The sequence below is a fragment of the Salinivibrio sp. HTSP genome (genome assembly GCF_003390965.1).
GTDB lineage: Bacteria > Pseudomonadota > Gammaproteobacteria > Enterobacterales > Vibrionaceae > Salinivibrio > Salinivibrio kushneri.
The window spans coordinates 1-4,054 of sequence record NZ_PXUD01000080.1 but is presented as its reverse complement, the minus strand read 5'-3'; the positions used below and the strand labels follow the sequence as shown (position 1 = coordinate 4,054).

The 4,054-nt window shown below is 49.6% G+C and carries 3 protein-coding genes; 1 reads left to right on the top strand and 2 read right to left on the bottom strand.

All coding sequences use genetic code 11. The features are described 5' to 3' along the window. Positions 1-353: 353 nt before the first annotated feature. Together C7A19_RS13915 and C7A19_RS13910 are read right to left on the bottom strand one after the other, a co-directional pair. Positions 354-845 (bottom strand): hypothetical protein, encoded by a 492-nt coding sequence (locus C7A19_RS13915; RefSeq protein ID WP_116645170.1) that lies wholly within the window; start codon positions 843-845, stop codon positions 354-356. A 216-nt stretch (positions 846-1,061) separates the two neighbouring features. Next, the gene (locus tag C7A19_RS13910; protein WP_116645169.1) at positions 1,062-1,241 is read right to left on the bottom strand and encodes a hypothetical protein; all 180 of its coding nucleotides are present in this window, start codon (positions 1,239-1,241) and stop codon (positions 1,062-1,064) included. 469 nt (positions 1,242-1,710) lie between these two features. Between C7A19_RS13910 and C7A19_RS13905 the strand changes: the two genes are divergently transcribed. Beyond that, on the top strand, positions 1,711-3,792 hold the full coding sequence (locus tag C7A19_RS13905; protein WP_116645168.1) for an autotransporter domain-containing protein: 2,082 nt from the start codon (positions 1,711-1,713) through the stop codon (positions 3,790-3,792). The last annotated feature ends 262 nt before the right edge of the window (positions 3,793-4,054 follow it).

The following is a 4,054-nucleotide window of genomic DNA, read 5'->3' as shown; positions in this document are numbered from 1 at the left end:
TACGAAGCGGTTTATTCCTAAATTAGGTGCGGAAACTCGGATTAAAAGAATTGGAAATCATTTTCTCCCAAGAAGAAGTCTGCCTCACTGAATTAACGCCGTTATCGGAAAAGCTGGAATCTCTTGTCGGGAAACTGGAAACAGATACTGACGGGAATCCATCTGAAAACGTTCAGAACAAGTTACTTGAGTCTAAAAAGAAAATGGAAAACCTCATGAATGAGAACATTGGGAAGCTCAACTCCAACTGCTAAAATCAGTCCGAGCCTGACGCCAAAACGTGAAACAGGGCCGCCAGGCTTTTATACAGCCGGCAGGCTACCTACTTCTGCGCACACATCTCACCTGAAAAGCTACGCTCTCTTTATGCAAATTATTTCCCATCCCGGGGTTCGCAGCTGAAACCACCCTGGACATATTTGGTGTCGGTGTAAATCGGGTGGAACTCCAGTAAACGCCCCTATTTCATGTACAAGCTGGTCGATAAAAACCCGATACAGATGTTCCATCTGCGTTTTGGTTGGCAATTCCCAATTATCGTAACCCGCCAATTCAAGGTGCTCACAGTACTCGCGAGCACTCAGACCGGAACCTGACGTATCACCCGCCTGAGCATCACCGGTTAACGCTCTTTTATGCGTAACCACATCTACATTATCTTGCCAGACCAATCTGGTGGTGTAATCTGGAAAAACACCGTCATGAGAGTTTTCCTCTAGCCAGGCTTTATCTTCTGCTGTTGGCTGCGGAGTAGGCGCCTCAAAAAAAGCAGATGCTGGTTGGCTGAAAACAACGGAAGACACAATAATTATTCCCGACACAGATCTCGATATCTGCTTTCGCATAGCCACTCTCCCAATGCAGATTGTTTACACTTCAAAACAGAGAAAAATCACTCTATTAACGACAAAATTCTATATCAGTCGACCAATTCTTAACAGCAATTTATGCTTTTCCTCGACGGCTTGCCAGACATCTGGCTCCGTTACGTAACGGTCTTCGACCAGTATGGCTGTTAACGTCAACCGACGCTGGCGTTAACGTTCGTCCGGAATACACGTTCATGATGGCCCGGAGTCCATGAACAGAAACGCCTCAATGCCTTGGGGAATTTGTGACATGTCAATAATGCCCGCATCAAAAACAGTCAGTTCCCAGCGCTCTTCCCTGTCAAGGTAATACACATACCCAATCGCTAAATCCCAATTTTCCCGGCGATGATATAAGCGTGACCTGTCCATCGCTGGCTCAACTCACCAAATACATCTGCAACGTCCACTGGCTTTGAGTAAAAGCGATACCCTGAGGGGTGCTCTCCTCGTCCGTTGGGTGTCATCCAGTCAAGGTATTCCTGAGGAATCCATGGAAACTGCCGCTGAATTCCCACAACCTCATCATCCGTTAAGGGCTGCTTCAGGGAGCTTGGTGGATAATACTCTGCGTCTTCTTGACTTATTATATCGTTGATCCCCAATTAATGGGTTTCAGGCCATGATGGCAGAACGCCCTCAGCAATGAACAAATCGGTCAATCGTGGGTTCAACCAACAACCGTAGCACCGCTCATTTATCGTGCTCCGGAACACTCACCCCCAGAACACCTCCTCTGCGTCACAATAGCATTGAAATTTTACATATTTTAACAAAGTTACATTGCAACTGTGCTAGTCTTAACCATTTATAACGGAACTCAAACTTATGGATAAACGTTATGCAAGACAAACAGTACCGGGCCTTTCTCGACTTACCTCGCAATAGCCTCAAGTCGCTTTCCTTATCGCTTTTATTATCGACCGGGTTGGCAGTACTTCCGGTGGTGGTGGCCGCGCAGGAAAGTTCTGCAACCGATGTTGGCGCACAAACGCTGATTCCGCCTGGGGCACCTACCGATACGGACGCAATCGTTAGCGGCGATGGTTCGGTCGCAGTTATTTACGCAAGACAAAACGGCTCCTACATTTATAAAAATGGTCAGTATTCAGCGGTAACTGTGCCGAGGGGTTATGATGACGCGCTCGTGTACGACGTTAACCAAGACGGTTCAGCCTGGCTCGGAGCGTTAGTGAGCGTCGATTCTGACGGCTATCCCTCTAGAGAGTACGTTGTTTGGAATGACAATGTCGCCACTTTCCTGCCGGAAGGACTCAGGCCAGAGGCTATCAGCGATGATGGCGGCATTGTAGCTGGCATAGATACAGGGGCTGGTAACTTTGAGGGCATTCTGTGGAGCCAGAGTGAGGGCACGATTGCCAAGTTCACCTCTCCAAAGAACATTTTTGGTGTGGAAGACCTGAGCGGCAATGGCAAAACCGTGGTCGGCTCACATAGCACGGATGGGTCAAACCTTAAATTTAGCTACGAGGCGTACCGGTGGAGCGAGGAAGGCGGTTTTCAGAGCCTTGGAACCAGCCCGGGATTTGAGGATAGCCGAGCGAAAGCAGTCAATCGTGATGGTAATGTGGTTGTAGGCTATGAGTGGGATCAGGAAATGGGCAGCATCCGCGTTGCATCACGCTGGAGCGAGCCCAAGGGCATGGTTAGCTTGGGAACGCTGGACGGACATACCCGAAGTATGGCCTTCGATGTGAATGCCGATGGTTCGGTGGTTGTCGGCTCGTCATCGAATAAAGAGAGCGGCCAAGGTTTCCGCTGGACAGAACCAACAGGGATGATTTCAATTGACCAGTGGCTGAGCGATGCAGGCGTTGAATTGTTAGATGAATTCACATACCCAACGACGATGACACAAGCTTACTCGGTCTCAGATGACGGCGAAGTGGTTGCAGGGTACACAATCAGTAAATCTGGAGATGAAGTAGCCGTACTGGCTCGTGTTTCCGATATCGGGTCAGGCATTATCAATCAGGAAACCTTTAATGCATCGGTCCGAGAAACCGGCGCGAACGCAATACGCGCAGGCGCCGGCATCGCGGAGATGACTCTCTTCGGTGCTCACCATAGAACATTGCTTGATAGCGGCCTCGCTCACAAAACGGATAAAAATACCTGCCTCTGGGTGGCGACCGATTATGGTCGGGACGATGAAACCGATACCGACATGAATATTGCTGAGGTCGGTGTTTGCAGAGATATAGGCAATACTCGTGTTGGGATCGGTGTTGGCCAATCCAGAGCTGAACAGGACTGGAGCTTGGGTGGCGGTGCCGATTACGATGGCCAGTATGTACTCGTAGAAGCCGTACATCAGTTCGCCAATGGCTTTCAGCCCAGCATCTTTGCCATGGCCGGTGATTACGACACTGAGTTGAAGCGGAACTACCAGAACGGTGGTGCCATTGATCGCTCTGAAGGGTCTCCGGATGCTGATACCAAAGCCGTTCGCTTGCGAGCAGATTGGAAAGAGCTAGTAACACTGGGACAGGCGGTCATCAGCCCCTACGGGGCTTATACTTGGATGCACTCGCATCTTGACGGCTATACCGAAGAGGGTGGAGGCTTCCCGACGCGGTACGACTCAAGCGACTTGTACACCAGCGATCTACGCCTTGGCGCCGCTACACATTATGCGTTTAATGATCAGACCAGTCTGCGATTTGCTCTTGAGGGCGTTCGTCGTTTGGACGAGGACACCGGCAGCACCAGTGGCCAGATTCTTGGATTAGGCAGCTTTGATGTTAGTGGTGTGGATATTGAACAGACCTGGGCGCGGGCTCTGTTGGATGTGGATTATCAATTCAACCGTGACTTGCTCTTTACCGTCGGCGCCAATACTGCCAGCTCTGGTGACCAGACAAGCTGGGGACTAACCGCTGGACTTAGGACGCAGTTTTAACATTATTGGCCTCTCCAAAGCGTGCTCAGTTTAGCCAACCCATTGGAGAGGCCTTGATGATTTATAAGCATGCCGAGCTGCAGCACATTTTTAAGATATTTTGAGGGATCAAGGCAGACAAGTGAGCACATAGTCAACGCTTACAGAATTTTCCTCACACCAAGAGCTGCGTTTGAGCGAAGGGAAGGTAGTGTTCAGAATTCTGTGTCATTTCGTTAGACTGTACCAAAAAGGGATGACACATGACCAAACCAACATTCGA

Excerpts from the sequence above, each read along its gene's own strand:
- C7A19_RS13910 (WP_116645169.1), bottom strand. The coding sequence starts at position 1,241 with ATGGACAGGTCACGCTTATATCATCGCCGGGAAAATTGGGATTTAGCG.
- C7A19_RS13905 (WP_116645168.1), top strand. The coding sequence starts at position 1,711 with ATGCAAGACAAACAGTACCGGGCCTTTCTCGACTTACCTCGCAATAGC.
- C7A19_RS13915 (WP_116645170.1), bottom strand. The coding sequence starts at position 845 with ATGCGAAAGCAGATATCGAGATCTGTGTCGGGAATAATTATTGTGTCT.